Genomic DNA, 26934 nt, shown 5'->3' on the forward strand with positions numbered 1-26934 from the left:
TCCGATGAAATACACCGTCAGCATCGCGATGGGCCCGATCGATGAACTGATCGGCATCGCCAAGACCGCCGAGGAAGTCGGATTCGACTCGATCGCGTTGCCGGATTCCCTGTTCTACATGGAGAAGGCCGCCGCCGACTATCCCTACACCCCCGACGGTTCGCGGATGTGGAACCAGGACACACCGTGGGTAGATCCCCTGATCGCGGCCGCCGCGATGGGGGCGGCCACTTCGAAGCTGCGCTTCTACACCAATGTGCTCAAGCTCGGGTCCCGCAATCCGCTGCTGCTGGCCCGTCAGGTCGGCTCGGTGGCCAACCTGACCAACAACCGCTTCGGCTTCGGTGTCGGGATCGGCTGGGCGCCGGAAGAGTTCGAGTGGTGCGGTGTTCCGTACCGGCGCCGCGGCGCGCGAGTCGACGAGATGATCGACGTGATCAAGCTGGTGCTCGGTGGCGGCATGGTCGAGTTCCATGGCCAGTTCTACGATTTCGATCGCCTGCAAATGAGCCCGGCCCCCAGTGAGCCGGTGCCGTTTTTCGTCGGTGGGCATACCGACGTGGCGCTGCGTCGCGCAGCCCGCATCGGCGACGGCTGGACCAGCGCGATGATGACCGGTGAGCAGCTGGCCGAAACCATCGGAAAGCTCAACCAACTGCGCGCCGAATATGGGCGAGCCGAGCAACCATTCGAGTTTCAGGCGGTGTGCATCGACAAGTTCGGAGTGCAGGGCCACCGCGAGCTCGCCGAGGCCGGGGTGACCGACAACATCGTCATACCGTGGGTCTTTGACGGCTTGGGATTCGACGCGCCGCTGGGCAAGAAGCAGGACTCGATGAAGCGCTTTGCCGATACGTATATCCACTCCGGGTGGCAAGCCGCGTGAGTTCCACACATCCCGCCCACGAAGCCGGCCGCAGATCCCGGGAAGCGGTCACGGCCCGCGACAAGCAAGCCTGGCTGGCAGTGTTCGCCGACGACGCGGTCGTCGAAGACCCCATCGGCCCGTCCGCCTTCGATCCCGAGGGAAAGGGTCACCGGGGCCGTGCCGCGATATCAGCCTTTTGGGACAAGGCGATCGAGCCCACCACCAGAATCGAGTTTTTCTTCCGCGACACTTACCAGTGCGGCAACGAGGAGGCCAACGTCGGCCACATCCTGATCACCACCGGTGACTACCAGGTCACGGCGGAAGGTGTGTTCACCTACAAGGCCAACGACGCGGGACAATTGGTGGCCCTGCGCGCCTACTGGGAGATGGACCGGGCCGCCGCGACCACCAGAAAGGCTTAGCCGGCCGCGCCAGCGCCCCCATTTAGGCATCGCACCGGGTATGCCGACTGAGGTACGGTCTTGGGGTTGCGATCACCGAAGGTGGTGAAGGAGTCGACCCATGGCGGGTGTCGGGTTCAGAATGTCGCCGCGGAAATGGGCAAGAGCCGCGATGGCCGGTGGCGCGGTAGTAGTCGTGGCGATTCTCGCGGTCAGCGCCTATTTGATCTTCAAACCATCCGGCAAGACGCCCTCCGATCAGCTCGACCGGTCGGCCGCCAGTGCCGCGGCCCAACCCACCCAGACCACCCTGCATTTCAACCCGTCCGGCCCCGCTGCGGTGGCCGTGGACAGTCTCGACACGGTGTACGTCGCCGACTCGGGCAATAGGCTGGTGCAGAAACTCACCGCCGGATCCAGCAAACCGGTCACGGTTCGGATCGGCGAGCCGATAACGCCGGGCGGTGTTGCGGTCGACCGCCACGATGTCGTCTATGTGATCGATGGAGCCGCCAACCGGGTATTGAAGGTGCCGGCCGGCTCCACAACCCCGGTCGAACTCCCGTTCACGGGCCTTGCCGACCCACACGGTTTGGCCTTCGACAGCGTCGACACCTGCTACGTCGTCGACCACGTCAACAACAACGTGCTGAAACTGCCCGCGGGCTCGACCACCCCCAGCGAACTCGGCTTCACCGGCCTGGACCGTCCCTACGATGTGGCAGCAAACAACGTCGGTACCGTCTATGTCACCGACAGCGGCCACAACCGGGTATTGGCGCTGGCCACGGGTGCGACACAGCCGGTAGAACTCCCTTTCACCGGCCTCAATTTCCCGGCTGGCGTAGCGGTGGATCTCAACGGCAACATCTATGTGGCCGACCTGAACAACAACCGGGTGGTGCGGCTGGATGCCGCTACGCACGAACAGACCGTCCTACCTTTCGACGATCTCTTTTCCCCGACCGACGTCGCGGTGGACAACCACGGTTCTGTCTATGTGATCGACTACCACGACCGGGTGCTGAAACTGCCCGCACAGTCCAACAGCCGCCATGAGTCCTGACGAATTCGATTGGTCTGTAATGCCGTTGGCTACGGCATCGATCCGGATCGGTTCCAGCCCCGCCCGATGCCGCGCGGCAAGGTCGCGATACGGCGCCTGGCCTGGACCAGCTAGCGCCTGCGACCCAGCTCACACATCGCACCGGGCATGCCGATCGGGTACTGTCTTGGCGTTGCGATGACCGGAGGAGGCGAAGGAGTCGGCAGATGGCGGGTATCGGATTCGGGGCGTCGCCACGCAAGTGGCGAAAGCTGGCGATTACCGGTGGCGCGATAGTTGTCGTCGCGATTCTCGCGGTCACCGGCTACCTGATCTTCAAGCCATCGGGCCAAGCGCCGGTCAAACGGGTCGACCTATCCACCGCCGCCGACCAACCCGCCCAGATCAAGCTGCATTTCCACCTGGCGGATCCGGACGGGGTCGCCCTGGACAGTTTCGATACGGTCTACGTCGCCGACTCGGGCAATATGCTGGTGCAGAAGCTGCCTGCCGGATCCAACACCCCGTCGGCGTTTCCGATCTCGGCCAAGATAGTTCCGGGCGGCGTAGCGGTGGACCGTCACAATGCCGTCTATGTGATAGACGCAGCTGCCAACCGGGTGTTGAAGGTTCCGCCCGACTCCACAATCCCGATCGAGCTGCCGTTCACGGGCCTTGCCGACCCACACGGCTTGGCCTTTGACAGCGCGGACACCTGCTACGTCGTCGACCACGTCAACAACAACGTGCTGAAACTGCCCGCTGGCTCGAGCACCCCCAGCGAGCTGGGTTTCACCGGCCTGGACCGTCCCTACGATGTGGCAGCCGACAACGCCGACACCGTCTATGTCACCGACAGCGGACACAACCGGGTGGTGGCGCTGGCCGCAGGCGCGACACAGCCGGTGGACCTCCCGTTCACCGGCCTCAACTTCCCCGCTGGGGTGACCGTGGACCTGAGCGGCAACGTCTATGTGGCCGACCTGAACAACAACCGGGTGGTGCGGATGGATGCCGCCACACACGAACAGTCCGTGCTGCCTTTCAAGGATCTCTTTTCCCCGACCGACGTGGCAGTCGATAGTCAGGGGTCGGTCTATGTCATCGACTATCGCGACCGGGTGCTGAAACTGCCTGCGCAGTCCAACAGCCGCCACGCTCGCTGACGAATTCGATTGGCCTACAGAGCCCATTAGCCACGCACCGCGCGAATTGGCGTCCTGTACCAACCGCATCTGTGATACTCGTTGCAGGCGCAGGAGGTAAATCATGGCGGTCGTTGTCAGCCCGGCGATCCTGGCAACGACGAGCGACAAGGCGCTGACCATCGGGTCACTGATCCGCGAAGCCAACAGACTGGCGGAATTCGCCACCACCCAGCTTGCGCCCGCGGCCGGTGACGAGATCTCGGCGGCAGTTGCGACATTGTTCGCCTGTTACGGCCAGACGTATCAAACGCTCGGCATCGCGGCCGCGAGGTTTCACGACGAGTTCGTGGGCAACCTGCGCGCGGCCGCGACGTCCTATGCCAGCGCCGAGGCCACCAACGCCTCACTCGCCCACGACCTGCTGAACACGGTGAACGCACCCGCCTAGGGCGTGTCTCCCGAACTGGAAGGCGTTTACCAGCGACGATTGGCCGGTGACGCGAATGGGTGTGATTTCTGACGAGTTGTGGGCGGCAGTTGAATCGTTGATGCCGTCAGATAAGGGCAAGCGGGGCAACAGGTTCGCTGACCATCGCCTGATACTGGAAGGGATCGCGTGGCGATTCCGCACGGGTAGCCCATGGCGGGACCTGCCAACCGATTTCGGACCATGGCAGACGGTGTGGAAGCGGCATCACCGGTGGTCGTTGGATGGCACCTACGACGCGATGTTCGCCCAGGTCGCGGCGGTATTCGGGGTCGACGCCGCGATGGTTGAGGACATCGAGAAGCTGCTGTCGGTGGATTCGACGAACGTGCGGGCGCATCAGCATTGCGCGGGGGCACGCTCGGACACGCTGGCCACAGGGGGCTCTGTCGAATTACAAGAAATCTGCCGATGAGCCCGACGATCACGCGATCGGCCGCTCCCGCGGCGGGCTCACCACCAAGATTCACGCCCTGACCGATCAGCGCGAAGCCCCGGTGGCGGTCCGGTTGACCGCCGGACAGGCCGGCGACAACCCCCAATTGGTGCCGCTGCTCGACGACTACGCCGCGGCCTGCACGGAGCAAGACCCGTCCGGTCCCGACTTCCGATTGCTCGCCGACAAGGCGTATTCGCATCCGAGCACGCGTACCGAATTGCGTTCCAGAAGAATCAAACACACAATTCCTGAACGCAAAGACCAGATCGCGCAACGCAAAGCCAAAGGATCAACCGGTGGCCGCCCGCCCGCGTTCGACCCCGCCCTCTACGGGCTTCGCAACACCGTCGAGCGAGGCTTCAACCGGCTCAAGCAGTGGCGCGGCGTCGCGACCCGGTACGACAAATACGCCCTGACCTACCTCGGCGGTGTCCTACTGGCATGCGCAGTCATCCATGCCCGTGTGGGAGCCGCTGAACTGGGAGACACGCCCTAGACGCTATTGGGGCGCCCGCTCATCGGCAACGGCGCTAACGGCGCGCCGCGCACGGGCGCAAACGGTGGCGACGGTGGGATATTGATCGGCAATGGCGGCAGCGGCGGGTCCGGCGCGGCCGGCTCGGTGGGCGGAAACGGCGGTGCGGCGGGGCTGCTCTGGGGCACCGCCGGAGCCGGCGGCGCCGGTGGTAGCGCGAACTCCGGAACCGGCGGCGCTGGCGGGATCGGCGGTGCCGCAGGACTTTTCGGAACAGGAGGCGCTGGCGGCGCGGGTGGCGCCGGCGGCACCGCGGCCGGAGGCTCATTGACGGCCAACGGTGGGGCAGGCGGGGCCGGTGGCCTCGGCGGCATGCTGTTCGGCACCGGCGGGTCCGGCGGGGCCGGTGGCGTCGCCCAGCTGGTTGCCGGCACCGGCGGGGACGGCGGCCATGCCGGACTGTTCGGCACTGGCGGCGCGGGCGGCGCCGGCGGGCTCTCCCTGGCGGGCGGAGGGGCGGGCGGTGACGGCGGCGTCGGTGGCGGCGGCGGATGGCTGTTCGGCGACGGCGGGGTCGGTGGAATCGGCGGGAATCTACTGGACAACGACGCCGGGGTCGACGGGGTCGGCGGCGCGGGCGGGGCCGGCGGTGCCGCGGGCTTGTTCTTCGGTGCCGGCGGGGCCGGCGGCCACGGCGGAAGTGCGATAAACGCCAACGCCGGATCTGGCGGTGCCGGCGGCGCCGGTGGCGCCGGCGCGTTGTTCGCCGGTAATGGTGGGGTGGGCGGCACCGGCGGGAATTCGCTCGGGACCGGTGGCGGGATGGGTGGGGCCGGCGGCCAGTCTGGCGTGTTCGGTGACGGTGGCGCCGGCGGGACCGGCGGAGACTCGGTCAACATCGCCGGGACCGGTGGCGTCGGCGGCGCTGCCTGGCTGGTCGGCGCCGGTGGCGCGGGCGGTGTCGGCGGGTTCGGTGACCTGATTGGCGGTGCCGGCGGCAACGGCGGTGCCGGCGGTGCACTTGTCGGCGACGGCGGTGCCGGCGGTGGCGGCGGGATTACCGCGCTGTCCGGCAATGCCGGCGGGGACGGCGGCAATGGCGGCAAGGCCGGGCTGATCGGCTCCGGTGGTTCTGGCGGCGCCGGTGGGCAGGCCCTGCAGCCTGGGAGCACCGGCGGCACCGGCGGGGCCGGAGGTAACGCACAGTTGATCGGCAACGGTGGCAACGGTGGCAATGGCGGGTCGGGCCAACCGGATAACGGCAACGCCCGCGCGGCCGGGGCCGGTGGCCTGTTGGCCGGCCTCAACGGAACACCGGGGCTGAACTAACCGGGGTTAGAGCGGCTCCAGCCCGGCCATGTGTCGCGCCGCCAGGTCGCGATAGGCCTGCGGATTGACATTGACCCACATCTCCGCGCCGGTTCCGGCAATCGGTCCTTTCACCTTGGCCGGTGCCCCGCTGACCAGCATCCCCTCCGGAATCTGAGTGCCGCCCACCACCAACGAATGCGCGGCGACCAGACAGCGCGCGCCGATCACGGCACCGTCGAGAACCGTTGCGTGGTTGGCGATTAGCGCCTCAGCCCCGACGTGGACGCCATGAATCACGCACAGGTGCGCCACCGTTGCGCCCGGGCCGATGTCGACCGGGATGCCTGGCGGTGCATGCAACACGGACCCGTCTTGCACATTGGCGCCCTCCCGTATCACGACGGGCGCGTAGTCGCCTCGTAGCACGGCGTTGAACCACACCGACGCCCCCGCCTCGACGGTGACGTCGCCGATCAGCGTCGCGGTTGGCGCTACGAACGCGGTGGGATCAACGCGCGGGGAGCGACCCTCAAACGAAAATAGCGGCATCGTTTACATATACCGCAACATGCATATGCCGTGGCCAGACTCGCCGTCGTTGCACTCCCCCACCCCAAAACTGTAACGTGTTCTAGTTAGAGACAGCGATCTGGAGGTTACGGGTGAGTACCGACACAACTGCCGTCGGCGTCCGGGAGATCGACGCCGGCATCTTGCCGAACAGGTATGCGCGCGGCTGGCATTGCCTGGGCGTTGCCAAGGACTTCATGGACGGTAAGCCCCATGGAGTGGAGGCGTTCGGCACCAAGCTGGTGGTGTTCACCGACTCCCACGGGGACCTGAAGATCCTCGACAGCTATTGCCGGCACATGGGTGGTGACCTGTCGGAGGGCACCATCAAGGGCGACGAGGTGGCCTGCCCGTTCCACGATTGGCGCTGGGGCGGTGACGGCCGCTGCAAGTTGGTGCCCTACGCCAAGCGCACGCCCCGGATGGCGCGCACCCGGTCGTGGACGACGGATGTCCGTGGTGGGCTGCTCTTCGTCTGGCACGACCACGAAGGCAACCCACCCGACCCCGCGGTCCGCATCCCCGAGATTCCCGAGGCCGCGAGCGATGACTGGACCCAGTGGCGGTGGAACCGGATTCTCATCGAGGGCTCCAACTGCCGCGACATCATCGACAACGTCACCGACATGGCGCACTTCTTCTACATCCACTTCGGGCTGCCGACCTACTTCAAGAACGTCTTCGAAGGCCACATCGCATCGCAGTATCTGCACAACGTCGGGCGCCCCGATGTTGACGATCTCGGAACCGCTTACGGTGAAGCGCACTTGGATTCGGAAGCGTCGTATTTCGGGCCGTCGTTCATGATCAACTGGCTGCACAACAGCTACGGCGGGTACAAGTCCGAGTCGATTCTGATCAACTGCCACTACCCGGTGACCCAGGACTCATTCGTGCTGCAGTGGGGTGTCATCGTCGAAAAGCCCAAGGGCATGGACGAAAAGATGACCGACAAGCTGTCGCGGGTGTTTACCGAAGGTGTCAGCAAGGGCTTCTTGCAGGACGTCGAGATCTGGAAGCACAAGACCCGCATCGACAATCCCCTGCTGGTCGAAGAAGACGGCGCCGTTTATCAGATGCGACGCTGGTATGAGCAGTTCTACGTGGATGCCGCCGACGTCACCCCGGAGATGGTGGAACGCTTCGAGATGGAAGTCGACACCACCCGCGCCAACGAGTTCTGGCGGGCCGAGGTCCAACAGAATCTGGAGACAAAGAAGCTCCAGGAGCAGCAGGCCGAATCGGTGCCCGACGACGCGCCCGCCGAGCAACACTGACGGCCATGGCAGCACCGGACGATCAAGAGGTCCCCGACGTCGATCAACTCGCCAGGTCGATGCTGCTGCTCCTCGGTGACCATCATGATCACCAGGAATCCTCCGAACAGCACCATGGGCGTCAGCCCTGGTCGAAGTCAAGGGATTTCACCAACGACCCGCAGCGCGGCGCGGCGGTTCGCCAAGCCAGTCTCGCCGATCGCGAACGCTATCTCACGGCCGGATTGCAGCCAGTGGATTGCCGATTCTGCCACGTTACCGTCACCGTCAAGCAACTCGGTCCGGGCCATACCGCGGTGCAGTGGAACACCGAGGCAGCACAGCGGTGCGCTCATTTCGCCGAAGTCCGGCGATCCGGCGGGGATACCGCGCGCACCAAGGCCTGCCCCAAGATGACCGACAGCATCCAGCACGCCATCGCCGAAGGCGTGCTGGTGCAACATGATCCAGACTAATCGTCAGAACCCGGCGAACCGCTCCTTGACAGCTTCGGCGGTCAGGCCGTAGTCGGCCAGCGAGTACCTATGCTTGGGCGCGCGCTCACCGGTCTGACTCTCGGCGTGGATCTTTGCCATCGCCGCTCGAGCCTCATCGGTCAGTGTCAGGCCAAAGTGCCGATAGATGTCGGCCACCGTCCCCATCGGGTCGGCAATCAGATCCCGATAGTCGACGTCGTAGAACTGCGCTGGGTCGTAATTGGTTCGGGCGGAATCGAACCGCTGCAGGCCGCGCGACCAGGTCTCCATTGCGTCGGCACCGATCTGGGCGCCGACGAAGTTCGTCGACCAGCCTTCGGAAGTGTGCTGGGCCAACGAGCACATCGAGGCCATGATCGTCTCGACCGGGCGGTGGGTCTGTATCACCAGCGCGTCGGGATAGCTGGCCATCAACGCATCCAATGCGAACAGATGACTGGGATTCTTTAGCACCCAGCGTTTTTCGGCATCGTTGAGCCCGATGAGCTGAAGGTTTTTCCGGTGCCGTTGATACGACGGTGTCCAGTCTTGCTTTGCCAGCCACTGCGCATAGCTGGGCAGGTGGGCGAGGGTCTCATACGACACCGAATGCAACGACTGCCGCAGTAGCTGCCAGCACTCCTCCAGCTCGTAGGCGGCCATGAAGTGCAGGCCGGTATAGCCGGGATTGTCCTTGTGGTGCTGGGTGAACTGGGCGTCGAGCTGGCGGTAGAACGGGTTTGTCTCCCATGTCTCGCGGGGCGGGCGCGGCTGCGGGAACTCGGCCAGCCACATGTGTAGACCCTGGTGGGCCGGGTCGGCACCAAGCAGTCGGTGCAACGCCGTGGTGCCGGTCCGCACCAGGCCGGTCACGAAGATGGGCCGCTGGATCGGCACTTCGGCGTATTGCGGGTACTGCTTCCATGCGGCTTCGGACAGCAGCCGGGCAACCAGGGCGCCGCGCAGGAAGAATCGGTTCATCTTGCTGCCCAGCACGGTGAGTCCGGCCTCGCGCCGATAGGAGTCCAGCAGCACCTCCAGCGCTTCGCGATAGTTGTCCTGGTCACTGCCAAAATCGTCCAGCCCGACCAGTTTGGTAGCCGATGCATGCAGCTCGTCGACGGTTCCGACATCGGTGCGATCGGCCATCAGGTGTGGTACTCCCCGCAGTTGACGTCCAGGGTCTGCCCGGTGATGCCGCTGGACAGGTCGCTGGCCATGAACAGGATCGCCGACGCCACCTCGTCCTCGGTCGGGAGTCGCTTGAGATCACTCTGCGCGGCCGTGGCTTGGTAGATCTGCTCCACCGTGGTTCCGTACTTGCCGGCCTGGTGCTCGAAGTAGCCCTGCAGCGTGTCACCCCAGATGTAGCCCGGCGCAACGGAATTTACCCGAATGCCCTTCACACCGAGTTCCGCTGCCAGCGAGTGTGACATCGCCAGCAATGTCGACTTGGCCATCTTGTAGGCGCCGAACTTGGGCTGCGAGTGCCGTAGCACCATCGAGTTGACGTTGACGATCGAACCATTGGTTTCGGCCAGCGCCCGGGTGAAGCCCGCAATGACGCGCAGCGCCCCCAGCGCGCTCAGCTCGATCGCATCCCGAATATGTTGAAATGTGGTCTCGGCCAACGGTTTCATCGATGGCACCCGAAACGCGTTGTTGACCAGCACGTCGATCTTCCCGTATGCCTCGAGCGTGGCATCGACCAGGTTGCTCACCTGATCGTCGTCGGTGATGTCGGCGCGAACCGCGATGGCTTGTCGCCCCTTGTCGATGATCTGCTTGGCAAGTTCATCGAGGCGATCGCCACTGCGGGCGGCCAGCACGAGGTCGGCCCCCTCGGCCGCGCACCGATGCGCCAGGGTGGTCCCCAGTCCCGGCCCCACTCCGCTGATGACAAGGGTCTTTCCGTCAAGTAAACCTGGCATCACCGTTTCCTATTCAACCCAGCATCCTGGCTGCAATTTGTTTTTGGCGCAGCGCAATTCGCGCGCGCCAGTCTTCTTCGGAAATCTTGTTGTGCTCCAGATACGGCAGCACGGATCCGACCGCGTCGAAGTCCACCAACTCCACACTCGGCCCGTCAGCGTCAGTGAGCTGCCGCGACACCCGCTGCCAACGGAACTGCAGGAACCCGCGCCGGTGACCGAGGGTTTCCACCCAGTTGGTTACGCCGGGATTGCGGTCGGCCACCACAATGCGAACCTTGCCGTCCGGATCCGCCTGGGCTTGAGAGTTGTTCAGGGAGGTCTGATGGTTGATGTAGTCCAACGAGATGTACCACATGCTGCCGAGCTGAAAGCCCAGATAGGGGGCGTCACTCACCGGCACCGTGATCACCAGCGCCTGGTCGGGGCGAAGGTCGAAGTGTCCGGCCGAGGAATACTGCGTGGCCAGCCCCCCAGGGGTCAACCGGGGCGCCACCATGGTGTTGACCGGGATGTTGAGATAAAACCACTGCGGAAACTGCAACCACGTCTTCACCCGGTCCACCAGCTGCTTTCCCGCGACGGTGTAGCGCTTTTGCATGGTCTCCCGGGTCAGCGGGGGCGGCGCGGTGCCGGCGGTATCCAGCCTGGAAATGGCTAGCGTGCCGCGCTGCGCGGACCAGTCCGCATAGACCTCCCGGATCACCAGTTGCCCGTTGCTGGTCGGCCGGAGCCGCCATTGAAAGCTGCCGTCCGACGCGATTTCGAGTTCACGGTCGTCGAAAGCGGCCTGACTGACCGGCACGTTGTTGTCGGTGTACTCACCCCCGAGCAGCTGGAAACTCAGGTCGGTGGTGGTGCCCCGGTTGCCGATGACGACGTAGTCACGGTCGGCATGCACCCGCGTGCCGAAGTAGAGGGTGTCGGGGTTATCGAGGCCCATCTTGGTGAACGGACCGGTACCCGACTGCAGGAAGGGGTGATCACGCTCGTAGTCGAAGGCCAAATGCAGGCAGCCAGCGATGCAGCCGGCCAGATATTGCAGTCCTTCGAGCAGGTCGGCTTCGGTTTCGATGTGTGGTGCCGCCGTGACCAACTTCTCGGCTTCGGCAATCGCCTCGGTCAGCGGTTGCGAGACAGGTTGCGAGACGGGATGGGAGGACACGACTTCGACGCTAGAACGTGTTCCTATTTTGAGTCAATGGCGAACATTTTGCGGCGTAGCGGCGCTGCCCACCAACGAAGCCAGCTCACCTCACCGACCATCGATTTTCGGGCTCGATCGCCGCCCCCAGCGCGTCGCGCCTGGCGGCAACAACATCGGAAGCTTTGTTTAACACACCCGCAATTGACCGCTGCGTACCGTGGCTGCATGCGCCGCGACCCGCCGCGAACGATGGGCGTCGAGGAGGAGTTTCACCTTGTCGACCTGAGGTCCAGGCGCCTGACGACACGCGCCCCGGACCTGCTCGCGAAGCTTCCGGAGGACTACGTCGCCGAACTTCAAAGCTGCGTCGTCGAGACCAACAGCGGCATCGTCGACAGCCTGGACGCGCTGCGCGCCGACCTGCTTCGGCACCGGCGGTTGTTGGTGGACGCGGCCGACGAAATCGGCGTGGGCGTGGTGGCCGCCGGCGCCGTGCCACTGTCGGTACCCGCCGAGCTTCAGATCACCCAGACTCCCCGCTACCTGCATATGCTCGCCGACTACCAGCTACTCGCCCGCGAACAGCTGATCTGCGCCACCCATGTGCACGTCGGCATCGATGACCGCGACGAAGCGATCGCCATCGCCAACCGCCTGCTCCCCTGTCTGCCGACGCTGCTGGCCCTGTCGGCCAGCTCGCCGTTCTGGGCCGACGGGTCGGACACCGGCTATGCCAGCATGCGCACGCTGGTATGGCGACGATGGCCGACGACCGGCCTGGCCGCCCCGGTGCAGTCGGCAACCGAGTACGACGCGCTGGTCAAGGCATTGATCGCCAGCCAGGTGATCACCGACTACGGCATGATCTACTTCGATCTCCGGCCGTCCAGCCACGCGCCCACGCTAGAACTGCGAGTGTGCGACAGCTGCCCGTCGGTGGACACCATCGTGCTGGTCGCCGGACTGTACCGGGCCGCCGTCGCGCGGGAGGCCGAAGCGATCCGCGCCGGCACCCCCGCGCCGGCGTTTCCCTCGACGGTGGGCAGCGCGGCGCTCTGGCGTGCTGCCCGCTCGGGGCTCGAGGGCGACCTCGTCGACCTCACCGGGCCCGTCCCGGCGAGCCGACCGGCCGGGGACGTGGTCAACGATCTGGTGTCCTCGCTGCGACCGCAGCTCGAAGACAGCGGCGACTGGGAGATGATCGGCGAACTGACCCGCCAGACCCTGCTCTCCGGTACGTCCTCGGCTCGGCAGCGGCGGGCGCTGCGCCGCCGCGGCCGCCTCACCGACGTCGTAGATCAGCTCATCGCCGAGACCGCTGGGCGCGTCAAGCCCACGACCGCGGCGATATCGCACGATGGTGGCCTGCTCGCGGCATATCAGCCCACCGGCGAGGCCGGCAAACCCGCCGACGACATGTTCGCCAGCTACGACGAAGCCGTCGATGCCGACGGGCGGGCACGCCCGAACTACAAGACGGCACTGAAGACGATCGAGGGCCTCGGCGTCGATGTGTTGCGCGCCCGCGACCGCGACATCGAGCAGGAACGCCGTGCCGGCAACGTCACGTTCCGGGCCGCCGGGCACAGCCGTGTGCAGGTGAACCCGCTTGATCTGGTGCCGCGAATCGTGACCGCCGACGAGTGGGCGCAGCTGTCCCAGGGCCTCGCGCAACGAGCCAGGGCGCTGGACGCCTTCCTGCGAGACGTCTACTCCGAGCAGGCGATCCTGGCGGACGGCGTGCTCAGCGCGCAGGTTCTCGACCGCTCGCCCGGTTTCCGTTCGACCGGCCGACTGGCCGGCGACGGCGTGCGTGCGCACATCAGCGGCATCGACCTGGTGTGCGACCGCGCGGGTAACTGGATGGTGCTGGAAGACAACCTGCGCATCCCGTCCGGTGTGGCGTACGCGATCGTCAACCGCCGGCTGCTTGGCAAGTACCTGCCCGAGCTGCCACCGCCGGGCGGGGTCGCCGATCTGGACCGGGTCGCGCACCTGCTGCTGGAGACGCTGCGGGCGGCGGCCCCACCGCACGCTCCCGATCAGCCGACGGTCACCCTGTTGTCGGCCGGCCGCGACGACCCGGGCTGGTTCGAACACGGATTCCTCGCCGAGGAGATGGGCGTTGCACTGGTCGCGCCATCGGACCTGTCGGTGCGCGATCGCAGGGTGTTCCGCCACGGCGGTTCCGGCGGTTCTCCGGTCGACGTCATCTATTCGCGGATGTACGAGGACATGCTGCTTTCATCGACCGGCCACGATGGCGCGCCGCTGCGGTCCGGACTGCTCGAGGCGCTGGACGCCGGCAACCTCACCATCGTCAACGCGCTGGGTAACGGCGTCGCCGAGGACAAGGCGGTCTACGCGTTCGTCCCCGCCATGATCGAGTACTACCTCGGGGAGAAGCCGGCGCTGGCGCAGGTGCCGACGTGGGTCTGTGCCGAACGCGAGCAGCGCGATTACGTGCTGGGTCATCTGGGCGAGCTGGTGGTCAAGCCGACCGACGGGCTCAGCGGCAGCGGCGTGCTGATCGGCCCGGAGGCCACCGACGCCGCGATCGAGGCGCGCCGGCGCGAGCTGCTCATCCAACCGGAGCGGTTCGTCGCCCAGCAGCTGGTGGCACTCTCAACGCACCCAACCTTCGATGACGATGGGCTCTACCCGCACCACGTCGACCTGCGCGCGTTCGTCCACCTACGACAGGCACCCCGCGGCCCGGTGACGGCGAAAGTCCTGCCCGCCGCCCTGACCCGAGTGGCCAGCCGAGGGTCGCGGATAGCGAACTCGTCGTCGGGCGCCGGCAGCAAGGACACCTGGATTTTCACCGACGGCTAGCGACCTGGCCGCTTTCCTGCTCGCGCTTGATTTCCAGTGCGATGTCGATGAGCTGATCTTCCTGGCCACCGATGAGCTTGCGCTGACCGGCCCGGTGCAACAGCTGATGCGCGGGAACACCGTAGCGCTCGGATTGGCGAACGGCGTGCTTGAGGAAGCTGGAATACACCCCGGAGTAGCCCATGATCAGCGCATTGCGGTCGAGCAGGCATTCGGCGGGCATGGCCGGGCGCACCACGTCTTCGGCGGCGTCGGCGATGTCGAAGAAGTCGATACCGGTCTTGACGCCGATCTTGTCGAACACCCCGATCAGGGCTTCGACCGGCGCATTGCCCGCGCCCGCGCCGAACCGGCGCACGCTGCCGTCGATCTGCTTGGCACCGGCACGCACCGCCTCTACCGAGTTGGCCACCCCCAGGCCGAGGTTCTCATGCCCGTGAAAGCCCACCTGGGCGTCCTCGCCGAGTTCGGCGACCAGCGCGGCAACCCGGTCGGCGACGCCGTCGAGCACCAGGGCGCCGGCGGAGTCGACGACATAGACGCACTGGCAGCCGGCGTCGGCCATGATGCGGGCCTGGGCGGCCAGTTTCTCGGGCGCAATCGTGTGGGCCATCATCAAGAACCCGACGGTTTCCAGGCCCAGCTCGCGGGCCAGCCCGAAATGCTGGATCGAGACGTCGGCCTCGGTGCAGTGGGTGGCAATCCGGCAGATGGATCCACCGTTGTCTTGCGCTTCTTTGATGTCTTCTTTGGTGCCGACCCCGGGCAGCATCAAAAACGCGATCTTGGCTTCCTTGGCCGTCTGGGCGGCCAGCTTGATCAGTTCCTGCTCGGGCGTTTTGGAGAAGCCGTAGTTGAAGCTCGACCCGCCCAGCCCGTCGCCGTGGGTCACCTCGATCACCGGCACCCCGGCGGCATCCAGGGCCGCCACGATGGCGCCGACCTCCTCCTTAATGAACTGGTGGCGTTTGTGGTGCGACCCGTCGCGCAACGACGTGTCGGTGATGCGCACATCCCAGATCCCGGTCATCGCTTTCCTCCTGACACGGCCAGCGTCTCCTTGGCGATCTCCTCGCCGACCTTGGTCGCCGCCGCGGTCATGATGTCCAGATTGCCCGCGTAGGGCGGCAGATAATCGCCAGCGCCTTCGACCTCGACGAACGTGGTCACCACCGCCTGGCCACCGGAGTTGATCGACGGCTCGTCGAACTGCGGCTCGTTGAGCAACCGGTACCCGGGCACATAGGTCTGCACCTGGGCCACGACCTCATGAATCGAGGCCGCGATCGCGTCGCGGTCGGCGTCTTCGGGGATGGCGCAAAAGATCGTGTCCCGCATGATCATCGGCGGATCGGCCGGGTTCAAAATGATGATCGCCTTACCGCGCCGGGCGCCGCCGATCGTCTCGACACCTTTGCTGGTGGTCTTGGTGAACTCGTCGATGTTGGCCCGGGTCCCGGGCCCTGCCGAGACCGAGGCCACCGACGCCACGATCTCGGCGTAGGGAACCCCGCCCAGATCGGCAACCGCTCGCGACACCGCGTACACGATCGGAATGGTCGCCTGTCCCCCGCAGGTGATCATGTTGACGTTGGGGGCATCCAGGTGCTCGCGCAGGTTGGCCGGCGGAACCACCGCGGGACCCACCGCCGCCGGCGTCAAGTCAATCGCCCGGATTCCGGCGGCCGCATACTTCGGCGCCGCCGCCTTGTGCACATAGGCACTGGTCGCCTCGAACACCAGATCGGGCTTGTCCGACTGGGCCAACAACCAATCCACGCCCTCGTGGGTGGTCTCCAGACCCAACTTGCGGGCCCGCGCCAAACCCTCACTCTGCGGGTCGATCCCCACCATCCAGCGCGGTTCCAGCCAGTCGGATCGCAGCAGTTTGTAGAGCAGGTCGGTGCTGATATTTCCGGACCCAACAATGGCCACACTTGCCTTCGACGGCATGTTGCTCCTTTTACCGCTCTCGATGTTCGAAACTAGTTCGGCACTATTGGAACGACAAGCGAACCGAACCCAGGCCCGTGAAATCGGCAACGAACTCGTCACCGGCGTTCGCGTCGACGGCGAACGTGCACGACCCCGGCAGCACGATGTCGCCCTTGCGTAACCGCACGCCAAACCCCTCGACCTTGCGGGCCAACCACGCCACCGCGGTGGCCGGGTTGCCCAGCACCGCGTCGCTGCGCCCCTCGGCGGCCAGCTCGCCGTTGCGAGTCAGGACCGCGTCGATCGCCTTCACGTCCACCTCCGCCGGGGACACCCGCGCCGCACCCAGCACGAAGCCCGCGGCCGATGCGTTGTCAGCGATGGTGTCGCAGATCTTGATCTGCCAATCCTTGATCCTGGTGTCGATCAACTCGATCGAGGGAACCAGGGCCTCGGTGGCCGCCAACACGTCGTCCTCGGTGCAGTCGGCGCCCGGCAGGTCGGCGGCCAGGATGAAGCCGACCTCGACCTCCACCCGGGGATACAGGTAGTTCGCCGTCCGCACCGGGGCGTCCTCGAACACCCGCATGTTGTCGAGCAGGTGCCCGTAGTCAGGCTCGTCGACACCCATCATCTGCTGCATCACCGGCGAGGACAGGCCGACCTTGTGGCCCACCACTCGGCCTCCTTCGGCGACCCGCCGACGAATGTTGATCAGCTGGATCTGGTAGGCGTCGACCACGTCGATATCCGGGTAGGACGGCGTCAACGGGGTTATCGGCTGACGGCTCCGTTCGGCTTGCGCCAAGTCGGCGGCAATCTTGTCCCGGGTCGAATCAGCCAGCATCTCCCGAAGTCCCCTCGTCTTTCTGGCATCGTGATGACCGGGCCAGTAGCGCCCGACCCTGGCAATTCTATAACGTGTTCTACATGACATCACAGGACTACGACGTCGTCGTGGTCGGAAGCGGCGGCGCCGGCATGGTGGCTGCCCTTGCCGCCGCACACAAGGGCCTCTCGACAGTAGTCATCGAGAAGGCCGCGCACTACGGTGGCTCGACCGCACGCTCGGGCGGCGGGGTATGGATTCCCAACAACCAGATCCTCAAACGCGCCCGCGTCTCGGACACGACCGAGGCGGCACGCACCTATCTGCACGGCATCATCGGCGACTCATCGGTCAGCGGGGTCGAACCGGAGCGCATCGACACCTATCTCGAGCGTGGGCCCGAGATGTTGTCCTTTGTGCTCGAGCACACGCCATTGAAAATGTGCTGGGTGCCCGGCTATTCCGACTACTACCCCGAAGCACCGGGCGGACGCTCCGGCGGCCGCTCCATCGAGCCGAAGCCCTTCGATGCCCGCAAGCTGGGCGCCGACATGGCCGAGCTAGAGCCGGCATACGGCAAGATTCCACTCAATGTGGTTGTGATGCAACAGGACTACGTGCGCCTCAACCAGCTCAAGCGTCACCCCCGGGGGGTGCTGCGCAGCATGAAGGTGGGCGCCCGCACGATGTGGGCCAAGGCAACCGGCAAGAACCTGGTCGGCATGGGACGGGCGCTGATCGGGCCGCTGCGCATCGGGCTGCAGCGCAAAGGCGTTCCGGTGCAGCTGAACACCGCACTCACCGACCTCTACCTCGAAGACGGCGTGGTGCGCGGGATCTACGTCCGCAGTACAGACGCGCAGGAATCGGAGGAGCCGCAACTGATTCGGGCCCGCAAGGGGGTCATCCTGGCTTGCGGCGGCTTTGACCACAACGAGCAGATGCGGGTGAAGTACCAGCGTGCGCCGATCACCACAGACTGGACCGTGGGCGCCAAGGCCAATACCGGCGATGGCATCGTCGCCGCCGAAAAGCTGGGCGCCGCACTGGACCTGATGGAAGACGCCTGGTGGGGGCCAACGGTGCCGCTGGTCGGCAGGCCGTGGTTCGCGCTGTCTGAACGCAATTCTCCGGGCTCGATCATCGTCAACATGTCAGGACAGCGATTCATGAATGAGTCGATGCCCTATGTGGAGGCCTGCCACCACATGTACGGCGGCCAGTACGGTCAAGGCCCGGGACCCGGTGAGAACATTCCCGCCTGGCTGGTATTCGATCAGCGTTACCGCGACCGCTACATCTTCGCGGGACTGCAACCCGGACAACGTATTCCACGCAAGTGGCTGGATTCCGGGGTGATCGTCATGGCCGACACACTTGAAGAGCTGGCCGCCAAGGCGGGACTTCCGGTCGATGAGCTCACCTCGACCGTGTCGCGTTTCAACGGCTTTGCGCGCTCCGGGGTCGACGAGGACTACCACCGTGGCGAGAGCGCCTACGACCGGTACTACGGCGACCCGACCAACAAGCCCAATCCGAACCTGGGCGAGATCAACCACGCCCCGTACTACGCCGCCAAGATGGTGCCCGGCGACCTGGGCACCAAGGGTGGTATCCGCACCGATGTCAGCGGACGCGCGCTGCGCGACGACGGCAGCATCATCGACGGCCTTTACGCCGCCGGCAACGTCAGCGCGCCGGTGATGGGGCATACCTATCCCGGACCGGGCGGCACCATCGGGCCGGCGATGACATTCGGCTACCTGGCCGCGCTACACATTGCGGGAGACCGTTGAGATGCCGATCGACGTAGCCGTCGCGCTGGGTGCTGAGCTTGACCCGATCGAGTTCTCTTGGGCCAGCAGTGATGTGCAGCTCTATCACCTGGGCCTGGGCGCTGGGGCGGATCCGATGGACCCCCGGGAACTGCGTTATCTGGTTGATGACACACCGCAGGTATTGCCGACCTTCGGCAATGTGGCGGCAACCTTCCACGCCACCAAGGCGCCAACTGTCCAATTTCCCGGCATCGATATCGAGCTGAGCAAGGTGCTACATGCCAGCGAGCGGGTGCAAGTGCCCGCGCCACTGCCACCGGCGGGCTCCGCGCGGGCCATCACCCGGTTCACCGATATCTGGGACAAGGGTAAGGCCGCGGTCATCTGGAGCGAGACGACCGTGACCACACTCGACGGTGCGCCACTATGGACGCAACGGCGATCGATCTATGCCCGCGGCGAAGGGGGATTCGGTGGCGAACGTGGGCCTTCCGGTGGCGGGGCCGCTGATGCGGCACCACAACGGGCGCCCGATCTGGAGCTCGCGATGCCGATCCTGCCGCAGCAGGCCCTGCTGTACCGACTCTGCGGCGATCGCAACCCGTTGCATTCGGATCCCGAATTCGCCGCGGCCGCGGGCTTTCCCAAGCCCATTCTGCATGGGCTGTGCACCTACGGCATGACCTGCAAGGCGATCACCGACGCACTGCTCGACGCGGACGCGACCGCGGTCGCCGGCTACGGTGCCCGCTTTGCGGGTGTGGCCTTCCCCGGCGAGACGCTCACCGTCAACGTCTGGAAGGACAACGAACGCTTCCTGGCCAGCGTTGTCGCGCCCGGGCGCGACAACGCTGTGGTGCTCAGCGGAGTGGAGCTGGTCCCGGTCTAGCCGTCAAGCGGTCTCGCGGTCTCGCGCCCGCCCAGTTCGCAACGCCCGAGTGTCACGCTGGCGTGGCGGTCGCATGCCAGGGCCACGCTAGCGTGACGCTCGGCGCACCAGGGCGGCCCGGACCCGCCGCAGGATGTCCGTGGGCCGATCGCCCGCAAGCACTCGGATGACCGTCCATCCGAGTCGCTCGAGGATCTCCTTTCGCCTTATGTCCCAGCTATATTGCCGCCGGTCGTTGCGGTGCTGTTCACCGTCGTACTCAACGGCGACCATCAGCTCTTCCCATCCCATGTCGAGATAGGCGACAAGTTCACCCCATTCGTCGGCGACGCGGATCTGAGTTTGCGGTCGAGGAAGACCATCGTCGAGCAGCAACAGTCGCAGCCAGGTCTCTTTGGGCGACTGAGCTCCAGGATCCGCCCGCTCGACCGACCTGCGCGCCCGGCGGATCCACCGCCGGGTCGGATAGCGGTGCAGGAGCGTCTCGATCTGGGCCCGTCCCACATCGGCGGCGCGCATCAGGGAATCGATTGCGGCCACAGCTTCGCCCGTCGGGTACCAGCAGCCCAGGTCCAGCGCGGTGCGGGCCGGCGTTGTCACGGGTATGCCGCCGATCTGCATGACTTCGTCAGTGGCGATCCGGTCGCCGCGGGCTCGAATGCCCGGCCTCGGGTTTCGGTTGACGTGCAGAATGTCCAGCGGCGCATCGGGATCGACCCATCTGGCTCCGTGCAGCGCGGAGGCCGCCAGTCCGGCGACAATGCCCCGGCGTCGTGACCACAGCCAGCCCGCCCTGGCCCGGGCCTGGGGACTCAGCTCGGCGTCGCAGCGGATATAGACGTCCGGAAACAGCCTGTGGTACCGCGTTCGCAGCGCGCTCTTGCGGACCTCACCGCTGGCGACGGCTTCACTTCCCAGAAACGGCACTGCCATGGCGGCAGCGTTGCACGGACGGCCACAGCCGTCACCTCAGCGCACCCCAACCATCCACAGCGTCACTCTAGAGTGACGTTCGACAGCCCCAGCCACGCTAGCGTGACGCTGGGCGGCCTGCGATGGCGAACTAACCCAGGATCAGGCCGGACGTGGGGACGCCCGTACCCGCGGTAACCAGCACATGTTCGACGTCGGGCACCGGGTTCACCGAGGTGCCCCGCAACTGCCGCACGCCCTCGGCGATGCCGTTCATGCCGTGGATATACGCCTCACCCAACTGGCCACCGTGCGTATTGATCGGTAGCCGCCCGCCTAGCTCGATCGCACCGTCGGCGATGAAGTCCTTGGCTTCGCCTTTGCCGCAGAATCCCAACTCCTCCAACTGAATCAGAGTGAAGGGGGTGAAGTGGTCGTAGAGCACCGCGGTCTGGATATCGGTCGGCTTGAGCCCCGACTGCTGCCACAGCTGCTGGCCCACCAAACCCATCTCCGGCAAACCGTCCAGCTCCGGGCGGTAATAGCTGACCATCGTGTACTGGTCCGGGCTGGAACCCTGTGACGCCGCCTCGATGATCGCCGGACGCTGCTGGAGATCCCGCGCGCGCTCGGCCGATGTCACCACGATCGCCACTGCGCCGTCAGTCTCCTGACAACAGTCCAGCAGCCGCAGCGGCTCGGCGATCCACCGCGAATTCTGGTGATCGTCAATGGTTATCGGCTTCTGGTAGAAGTACGCCTTTGGGTTCTTGGCAGCGTGCTTACGGTCGGCCACCGACACCGCCCCGAAATCGCGGCTGCTGGCGCCGGACAGGTGCATGTAGCGCTTGGCGATCATCGCGACCTGCGCGGCCGGCGTCGAAAGACCGTGTGGATAGGAGAAGGAATTGTCCACACCCGTCGAGTCGGCGTTCTCCGTCAACCGCGTCTGCACCTGGCCGAAACGCATGCCGGATCGTTCGTTGAAAGCCCGGTACGCCACCACAACGTCGGCTATCCCGGTGGCCACCGCCATCGCCGCATGCTGCACGGTCGCGCACGCCGCGCCGCCGCCATAGTGGATCTTGGAGAAGAACTTCAGCTCGCCGATCCCGGCCGCGCGTGCCACCGCGATTTCGGTGTTCGTGTCCATGGTGAAGGTGGTCAGCCCGTCGACATCGGCCGGACTCAGCCCGGCATCGTCGAGAGCATCCCGTACCGCCTCGGCCGCCAGCCTCAGCTCACTACGACCAGAGTTCTTGGAAAAGTCCGTGGCGCCGATACCAACGATGGCGGCCTTGCCCGAGAGCATCAGGCACCCCCGACCGTCAACGTCACTGTCGCGATCACATGGTTGCCAAGGCTGTTGCTACCCACAACCTTTACCGTTATCAGGCCGTCCTCGATCGCGGTCACCTCGCCGGAGAAGGTCACCGTGTCGTAGGCGTACCACGGCACCCCCAACCGCAGTCCGATCGACTTGATCAACGCCGAGGGGCCCGCCCAGTCGGTCACATAGCGCTGCACCAAGCCGGTGTCGGTGAGGATGTTGACGAAGATGTCCTTCGATCCCTTTGCCTGCGCCTTGTCACGATCGTGATGCACATCCTGAAAGTCCCTGGTCGCCAGGGCCGTCGAGACGATGAAGGTGGGATCGCCGTGGAGTTTGAGCTCCGGCAGCTTAGTACCGACATCCATTGTTGGGGCGCTCATGCGTCAGGCTCCCATGCGTAGAGGGTCCATTCCGGTCCACTGGCACCGGCGGGGAAATCGATGTAGACGGTGCGAACCGGCATTCCGATCTCGACCTGCTCGGGCTCGACGTTGCGCAGCTCGCCCAACATGCGCACGCCCTCGTCGAGCTCAACCAAAGCGATCACGAAAGGCAGTGTGCGGCCAGGGACCTTCGGAGCGTGATGCACCACGAAACTGAACACCGTGCCCGTTCCGGTGGACACCACATAGTCGATGGGCTCGGCCTTGTCCTGCCATACCGCCGGCACCGGCGGATGCTGCAGGCTGCCGTCCGGACGCCGTTGGATCCGCAGCTCGTGGGCTTTCACCCCGTCCCAGAAGAACGCGGTGTCACGCGACGACGACGGACGCATCATCGCATCGGGGTCCAGATCGTCGGGAACGTTGGTCGGCGCCGACTCGGTGCGGGGCTTGAATTTGAGAATGCGCCAGTTCATTTCAGCGACGTCTTCGTCACCAACCTGCCAGATGATGTGCTGGTTGATGAACCAGCCCTCACCCAGCGCGGTCTGTTTGGGGCCGACTACGTCACCCAATTCGGCGCTGATGCTGACCAACTCGCCAGGTTGCAGATAGCGGTGGTAGGTCTGCTCACAATTGGTGGCGACCACCCCGATGTAGCCGGCGTCGTCGAACAGCTTGATGATCGGCGGCAATGGATCATCGTCGGCGCGAACTCCGCCGAGTCCCATCATCGTCCACACCTGGATCATCGCCGGCGGCGCCACAATTCCCGGGTGCCCGACCGCGCGGGCAGCGGCATCATCGGCATATATGGGGTTTTGGTCGCCGATGGCCTCGACCCAGTTGTTGATCATCGGCTGGTTCACCGGATCCCGGCCCGCCCGCGGTTTACTGGGCCCCGCCGCCTTGACCTGCGCGACGATCTCGTGAATGTCGCTCATCGCGGCACCCGGGGCACTTTGAGGCCGGCGGCCGCGATCATCTCCCGCATGACTTCGTTAACCCCTCCACCGAAGGTGATGACCAGATTGCGTTTGGTCTGCGCGTCCAGCCACTCGAGCAGCTCGGCCGTATCAGACTCGGCAGGGTTGCCGTACTTGCCGACGATTTCTTCGGCGAGCCGGCCAACTCGCTGAACACGCTCGGTGCCAAACACTTTCGTTGCCGCAGCATCAGCGACGTTGATGTTCTCACCCGCGGCGGCCACCTGCCAATTGAGCAGCTCGTTGATCCGCCAGGTCGCGTGGATCTCACCGAGAGCCCGCCTGACGTCGTCGTGGTCGATCGGCGTGACACCGTCCCCACCCGGTTTGGCCGCCCAGGCCCGCACCCTGTCATAGATGCTGGCGAATCGGCCGGCCGGGCCCAGCATCACCCGCTCGTTGTTGAGTTGCGTGGTGATCAGGCGCCAGCCGCCGTTGGGTTCGCCGACCAACATGTCTGCCGGCACGCGCACGTCGTTGTAGTACGTGGCGTTGGTGTGGTGTGCGCCGTCGGACAGGATGATCGGTGTCCACGAGTAGCCGGGATCCTTGGTGTCGACGATCAGAATCGAGATGCCTTTGTGTTTCACCGCTTCCGGATCGGTGCGGCAGGCGAGCCAGATGTAGTCGGCATCGTGGGCGCCGGTGGTGAAGATCTTCTGGCCGTTGACGATGTACTCGTCACCCTGACGTACCGCCGTGGTTCGCAGGGATGCCAGGTCGGTGCCGGCTTCCGGCTCGGTGTAGCCGATCGCGAAGTGCACCTCACCCGCCAGGATGGCCGGCAGGAATTTCTTTTTCTGCGCGTCGCTGCCGTATGCCTGCAGGGTGGGTCCCACCGTCTGCAGCGTCACCGCGGGCAGCGGCACGTCGGCCCGGTGGGCTTCGTTGACGAAGATCTGTTGCTCGATGGGACCAAACCCAAGGCCACCAAATTCTTTTGGCCACCCGACTCCGAGCTTGCCGTCTTTGCCCATTCGGCGGATCACCGCGCGGTAGGCCGCGTTGTGCCGGTCCTTCTCCATCGCCTTCATCTCATCGGAGGAGATCAGGTTGGAAAAGTATTGTCGTAGTTCGGCTTGCAGCTGACGCTGTTCGGGGGTCAGGTCGATGAACATTGCGCTCCCACCAGGTCTAGACGATGAGCGGGCCCGCCCAGGAGCCGGGACAGGTCTTTGATCGTGGAGTAGTACCGGTGCATCGGATAGGTGACGTCCATCCCCATCCCGCCATGCAAGTGGTGGCAGATCTGCATGACCGGCGGCGCCTGCGAGGTCACCCAGTACCCGAGGACATCGAGGTCATCGCCGGTCTGCGGATCGTTTTCCCGCCCTGCGGCCAGTCGCCAGGTCACCGATTTCGCCGCCAAATCGATGGTGCGCGAAGCGATGTATACCTCAGCAAGCTGCGCGGCAACCGTCTGGAATGTCGATAACGGCTTGCCGAACTGCTTGCGGTTGGCCACATAGTCAGCGGTCAGGCGCAGCGCTCCCGCCACCAGCCCGTCGGCGTAGGCGCCCAGCATCGCCAACGCCAACTGATTGACCCTGGGCGCGGTAGCGCCGGCCAGGACGTCGGATTCGGATACCACCACGTCATGAAACGACACCGTGTATTCGACGGATCCGTTCGATGTCGGCGTCTGGACCAGCTGCACCCCATCGGCTTTCGGTGATACCACCACGACCGCACCGTCAGCGGTCACGATCAGCCAGTCGGCCTGCCCGGCGTAGGCGACGCCGAGTTTGGTCCCGGACAACCGCCCATTGGCGAACCTGGTCGCGGGCCGGTCGGGTAACGCGACCCCGGGCTCGTTGAGCGCGGCGCTCAACACCGCGCCCTTGGCGACACCGGCCAGGAACCGATCCTGCTGAGCCTCGGAAGCCAGGTCGAGCAGCGGCACCACGCCCAGGCCCAGGGTTGCCAGCGCGGGCGTGACGGCGCCGTGGCGTCCCACCTCGGCGAGCACCGTGGAGACCTCCAGCAGGCCTACCCCATCGCCACCGAGGCGTTCGGGCACGGCAAGCGCCGTCACACCCCCGTCGACCAGCGCAGTCCAGGTCAGGTCACGCGCCAGCACCGACGTAACGACGTCGGCCACGGCTTGTTGTTCTGCGGTGGGCTCGAAGTCCATCGTTGGTATCAACTCCGTCAATGTGAAACCGGGCACTTGCCGGTGTAGTCAACCTGCCAATGCTTGATTCCGTTGAGCCAGCCCGACCGTAGCCGCTCCGGCGCCGAGATCGGCTTCAGGTCCGGCATGTGATCGGCGACGGCGTTGAAGATCAGGTTGATGGTCATCCGAGCCAAGTTAGCGCCGATGCAGTAGTGCGCACCCGTACCGCCGAATCCGACGTGTGGGTTCGGGTTGCGCAGGATGTTGAAGCTGAACGGGTCTTCGAACACCTCTTCATCGAAGTTGGCCGAACGGTAGAACATCAGCACCCGCTGGCCCTTCTTGATCTGCACGCCACTGAGCTCGTAGTCCTCCAGCGCGGTGCGCTGGAACGAGGTCACCGGAGTCGCCCATCGCACGATCTCGTCGGCCGCGGTCTCCGGACGCTCCCGCTTGTAGAGCTCCCACTGCTCGGGGTTGTCGGCGAACGCCATCATCCCCTGGGTAATCGAGTTGCGGGTGGTCTCGTTGCCGGCAACGGCCAGCATCACCACGAAGAACCCGAACTCATCGTCGGAGAGCTTTTCACCGTCGATGTCGGCCTGGATCAGCTGAGTCACGATGTCGTCGCCGGGGTTCTTGGCCTTTTCTTCGGCCATCTTCATCGCGTAGCCGATCAACTCCACCGAGGAGGCCTTCGCGTCGATATGCGCGAACTCGGGGTCCTCGGTGCCGGTCATTTCGTTGGACCAGTCGAACAGCTTGCCGCGATCTTCCTGTGGAATGCCGAGCAAGCCCGCGATCGCCTGCAGGGGCAGCTCACACGACACCTGCTCGACAAAGTCGCCCGACCCCGCGGCCGCCGCCGCCTTCGCGATGTTCTGGGCGCGGTCGTTGAGCTCGTCGTGCAGACGTCCGATCGCCCGGGGGGTGAAACCACGCGAGATGATCTTGCGCAGCCGGGTGTGGTGCGGCGCATCCATGTTCAGCATGACGAAGCGCTGGACGTCGATGTCCTCACGCGCGATGTCGTTCTTGAACCTGGGGATCACCCCGTTTTCGTAGCTCGAGAACACATCGCTGCGCCGAGACACTTCCTTGACGTCCTTGAGCTTGGTAATCGCCCAGAAGCCGCCGTCGTGGAAACCGCCACCCTGGCCAGGAAGTTGTTCGTCCCACCAGATGGGCTCAGCGGATCGCAGCTCGGCAAACTCTTCGACCGGCAACCGCTCGGCATAAATGTCGGGGTCGGTGAAGTCGAACCCAGGCGGAAGGTTGGGGCAAGGCACGCTAGTTCTCCTTAGTGACGAATCCCTCTTGCGGGGCGTGTCTGGCGATCCCAGGACACTAGTTGTCCTAGTGATGCTCTATTGCCAGTAAA

At 65.3% G+C, this 26934-nt stretch carries 23 protein-coding genes and 4 pseudogenes; 13 read left to right on the forward strand and 14 right to left on the reverse strand.

The genetic code is table 11. The features are described 5' to 3' along the window. The first annotated feature begins 4 nt into the window (after window positions 1–4). The 7 genes and pseudogenes from CCUG20998_RS24955 to CCUG20998_RS29395 all read left to right on the forward strand — a co-directional run. Window positions 5–886, forward strand: coding sequence for a TIGR03619 family F420-dependent LLM class oxidoreductase (locus tag CCUG20998_RS24955; protein WP_103654139.1), 882 nt, complete (start codon window positions 5–7; stop codon window positions 884–886). Beyond that, a complete protein-coding gene (locus CCUG20998_RS24960; protein ID WP_012396534.1) occupies window positions 883–1293 on the forward strand; it encodes a nuclear transport factor 2 family protein in 411 nt (136 codons plus the stop codon). Before CCUG20998_RS24955 ends, CCUG20998_RS24960 begins: the two co-directional genes overlap by 4 nt. A 100-nt stretch (window positions 1294–1393) precedes the next feature. After that, window positions 1394–2338, forward strand: a complete 945-nt coding sequence (locus CCUG20998_RS24965; protein WP_050674638.1) for an NHL repeat-containing protein — start codon at window positions 1394–1396, stop codon at window positions 2336–2338. Window positions 2339–2544: 206 nt separating this feature from the next. Further along, on the forward strand, window positions 2545–3483 hold the full coding sequence (locus tag CCUG20998_RS24970; protein WP_012396536.1) for an NHL repeat-containing protein: 939 nt from the start codon (window positions 2545–2547) through the stop codon (window positions 3481–3483). A gap of 103 nt (window positions 3484–3586) precedes the next feature. Then, a complete protein-coding gene (locus CCUG20998_RS24975) occupies window positions 3587–3913 on the forward strand; it encodes a PE family protein (protein WP_240642830.1) in 327 nt (108 codons plus the stop codon). A gap of 46 nt (window positions 3914–3959) precedes the next feature. Further along, window positions 3960–4887, forward strand: a pseudogene (locus CCUG20998_RS24980) (IS5 family transposase). Window positions 4888–4893: 6 nt separating this feature from the next. Continuing rightward, window positions 4894–5112 (forward strand): annotated as a pseudogene (locus tag CCUG20998_RS29395) (PGRS repeat-containing protein); the annotation flags it as partial. A 1089-nt stretch (window positions 5113–6201) separates the two neighbouring features. Here the strand turns inward: CCUG20998_RS29395 and CCUG20998_RS24990 are convergent. Next, window positions 6202–6726, reverse strand: a complete 525-nt coding sequence (locus CCUG20998_RS24990; protein ID WP_038580950.1) for a gamma carbonic anhydrase family protein — start codon at window positions 6724–6726, stop codon at window positions 6202–6204. Between the two features lie 113 nt (window positions 6727–6839). Between CCUG20998_RS24990 and CCUG20998_RS24995 the strand changes: the two genes are divergently transcribed. Further along, entirely contained in the window at window positions 6840–8024 is a 1185-nt protein-coding gene (locus CCUG20998_RS24995) for a 3-ketosteroid-9-alpha-monooxygenase, oxygenase component (protein WP_103654102.1), read from the forward strand. A 5-nt stretch (window positions 8025–8029) separates the two neighbouring features. After that, the gene (locus CCUG20998_RS25000; protein ID WP_038580952.1) at window positions 8030–8479 is read left to right on the forward strand and encodes a hypothetical protein; all 450 of its coding nucleotides are present in this window, start codon (window positions 8030–8032) and stop codon (window positions 8477–8479) included. 3 nt (window positions 8480–8482) lie between these two features. On the opposite strand, the gene CCUG20998_RS25005 is transcribed toward CCUG20998_RS25000, so the two are convergent. The 3 genes from CCUG20998_RS25005 to CCUG20998_RS25015 are packed head-to-tail and all read right to left on the reverse strand — an operon-like array spanning window position 8483 to window position 11575. Beyond that, a complete protein-coding gene (locus CCUG20998_RS25005) occupies window positions 8483–9628 on the reverse strand; it encodes a sulfotransferase family protein (RefSeq protein ID WP_012396541.1) in 1146 nt (381 codons plus the stop codon). Continuing rightward, a complete protein-coding gene (locus CCUG20998_RS25010; RefSeq protein ID WP_012396542.1) occupies window positions 9628–10410 on the reverse strand; it encodes an SDR family oxidoreductase in 783 nt (260 codons plus the stop codon). Before CCUG20998_RS25010 ends, CCUG20998_RS25005 begins: the two co-directional genes overlap by 1 nt. A 13-nt stretch (window positions 10411–10423) precedes the next feature. Next, window positions 10424–11575, reverse strand: a complete 1152-nt coding sequence (locus tag CCUG20998_RS25015; protein ID WP_103654103.1) for a hypothetical protein — start codon at window positions 11573–11575, stop codon at window positions 10424–10426. Window positions 11576–11782: 207 nt separating this feature from the next. Here CCUG20998_RS25015 and CCUG20998_RS29210 point away from each other — a divergent pair. Together CCUG20998_RS29210 and CCUG20998_RS29215 are read left to right on the forward strand one after the other, a co-directional pair. After that, window positions 11783–12877, forward strand: a pseudogene (locus CCUG20998_RS29210) (carboxylate-amine ligase); the annotation flags it as partial. Window positions 12878–13189: 312 nt separating this feature from the next. Next, window positions 13190–14392: pseudogene (locus tag CCUG20998_RS29215) on the forward strand (circularly permuted type 2 ATP-grasp protein); the annotation flags it as partial. Here the strand turns inward: CCUG20998_RS29215 and dmpG are convergent. Genes dmpG through CCUG20998_RS25035 form a run of 3 tightly spaced genes read right to left on the reverse strand, consistent with a single transcriptional unit; the run spans window position 14379 to window position 17174 of the window. Then, window positions 14379–15422, reverse strand: a complete 1044-nt coding sequence (gene dmpG, locus CCUG20998_RS25025; RefSeq protein WP_012396545.1) for a 4-hydroxy-2-oxovalerate aldolase — start codon at window positions 15420–15422, stop codon at window positions 14379–14381. The pseudogene CCUG20998_RS29215 and the gene dmpG overlap by 14 nt on opposite strands. Continuing rightward, window positions 15419–16345 (reverse strand): acetaldehyde dehydrogenase (acetylating), encoded by a 927-nt coding sequence (locus CCUG20998_RS25030; protein ID WP_015357385.1) that lies wholly within the window; start codon window positions 16343–16345, stop codon window positions 15419–15421. Before CCUG20998_RS25030 ends, dmpG begins: the two co-directional genes overlap by 4 nt. A gap of 43 nt (window positions 16346–16388) precedes the next feature. Beyond that, a complete protein-coding gene (locus tag CCUG20998_RS25035; protein WP_012396547.1) occupies window positions 16389–17174 on the reverse strand; it encodes a 2-keto-4-pentenoate hydratase in 786 nt (261 codons plus the stop codon). 83 nt (window positions 17175–17257) lie between these two features. Here CCUG20998_RS25035 and kstD point away from each other — a divergent pair, with 83 nt between their 5' ends. Both kstD and CCUG20998_RS25045 read left to right on the forward strand, forming a co-directional pair. Continuing rightward, window positions 17258–18952, forward strand: coding sequence for a 3-oxosteroid 1-dehydrogenase (gene kstD, locus CCUG20998_RS25040; protein WP_038581799.1), 1695 nt, complete (start codon window positions 17258–17260; stop codon window positions 18950–18952). 1 nt (window position 18953) lies between these two features. Continuing rightward, window positions 18954–19823 (forward strand): MaoC family dehydratase, encoded by an 870-nt coding sequence (locus tag CCUG20998_RS25045; RefSeq protein ID WP_103654104.1) that lies wholly within the window; start codon window positions 18954–18956, stop codon window positions 19821–19823. Between the two features lie 87 nt (window positions 19824–19910). On the opposite strand, the gene CCUG20998_RS25050 is transcribed toward CCUG20998_RS25045, so the two are convergent. The 7 genes from CCUG20998_RS25050 to CCUG20998_RS25080 all read right to left on the reverse strand — a co-directional run bounded on the left by CCUG20998_RS25050 (window position 19911) and on the right by CCUG20998_RS25080 (window position 26842). Beyond that, window positions 19911–20756 (reverse strand): DUF559 domain-containing protein, encoded by an 846-nt coding sequence (locus tag CCUG20998_RS25050; protein WP_038580962.1) that lies wholly within the window; start codon window positions 20754–20756, stop codon window positions 19911–19913. Between the two features lie 130 nt (window positions 20757–20886). Beyond that, window positions 20887–22047, reverse strand: a complete 1161-nt coding sequence (locus tag CCUG20998_RS25055) for a lipid-transfer protein (protein ID WP_012396551.1) — start codon at window positions 22045–22047, stop codon at window positions 20887–20889. Next, on the reverse strand, window positions 22047–22448 hold the full coding sequence (locus CCUG20998_RS25060; RefSeq protein ID WP_015357391.1) for a MaoC family dehydratase: 402 nt from the start codon (window positions 22446–22448) through the stop codon (window positions 22047–22049). Before CCUG20998_RS25060 ends, CCUG20998_RS25055 begins: the two co-directional genes overlap by 1 nt. After that, window positions 22445–23395: a bifunctional MaoC family dehydratase N-terminal/OB-fold nucleic acid binding domain-containing protein gene (locus CCUG20998_RS25065; RefSeq protein WP_038580967.1), complete on the reverse strand. Its 951-nt coding sequence runs from the start codon at window positions 23393–23395 to the stop codon at window positions 22445–22447. Before CCUG20998_RS25065 ends, CCUG20998_RS25060 begins: the two co-directional genes overlap by 4 nt. Continuing rightward, window positions 23392–24555, reverse strand: coding sequence for an acyl-CoA dehydrogenase FadE29 (fadE29, locus tag CCUG20998_RS25070; RefSeq protein ID WP_012396554.1), 1164 nt, complete (start codon window positions 24553–24555; stop codon window positions 23392–23394). Before fadE29 ends, CCUG20998_RS25065 begins: the two co-directional genes overlap by 4 nt. Beyond that, the gene (locus CCUG20998_RS25075; RefSeq protein WP_038580970.1) at window positions 24540–25571 is read right to left on the reverse strand and encodes an acyl-CoA dehydrogenase family protein; all 1032 of its coding nucleotides are present in this window, start codon (window positions 25569–25571) and stop codon (window positions 24540–24542) included. The genes fadE29 and CCUG20998_RS25075 overlap by 16 nt, the downstream gene beginning before the upstream one ends. A gap of 17 nt (window positions 25572–25588) precedes the next feature. Beyond that, on the reverse strand, window positions 25589–26842 hold the full coding sequence (locus CCUG20998_RS25080; protein WP_038580974.1) for a cytochrome P450: 1254 nt from the start codon (window positions 26840–26842) through the stop codon (window positions 25589–25591). Between the last annotated feature and the right edge of the window lie 92 nt (window positions 26843–26934).

Source organism: Mycobacterium marinum (assembly GCF_003391395.1).
Lineage (GTDB): Bacteria > Actinomycetota > Actinomycetes > Mycobacteriales > Mycobacteriaceae > Mycobacterium > Mycobacterium marinum.